This is a genomic window from Sphingobacterium sp. GW821-FHT03E03 (genome assembly GCF_059420745.1).
Window position 1 is genome coordinate 1 of the sequence record NZ_JBWKUH010000075.1, and the last position, 523, is coordinate 523.

1 protein-coding gene is annotated in these 523 nt (G+C 36.5%); it reads right to left on the bottom strand.

Annotated features, from left to right (window positions below; genetic code table 11):
* The coding region (locus AC07UV_RS25710; protein ID WP_495185856.1) for a restriction endonuclease subunit S at positions 1–523 on the bottom strand (523 nt) is incomplete at both ends.

The window sequence follows — 523 nt, forward strand, 5'->3', positions numbered from 1 at the left end:
TATTCGTTCGTTAATGAGCGACAAAAATGATGCTATATGAAATTGTTCTTCAAAACTAGGTAAAGACAGCTTAATACCTTTAATGCTTTCAAAATTTAACCCCTCTCGTCCGCTTCCTGTTTGTAAACTATTAAAGACAGCCTGCCCTTTCTTCGAAGAAAAGATAGACTGAACGAATCTCGGATTATATTTTGGAGTCAATCTAATAATACAAACATGCTGATTGACATTTCCTATATTAAAACGACTAGGTACCACGCAGCTACGCCCTAACGATGCCCCAGTTATGTTAAGCAATATGTCATTAGATTTTACAATGCTGTTTCGCATTTGATTATTTACCGATTCTGGAATAAATGTAGAATTTTCCAATTCCAACTTGTCATTATTGACATTCTGACTGCGTATAAAAAGTACACCTTCCTTGGTATATACAGACTCACCGCCTAACGGTGTTTTTCCACTGTTTACTTTTTCGGTGATTTCTCCCAACTTCTTAGTTTTCCACTCTCCTTCAAACCCG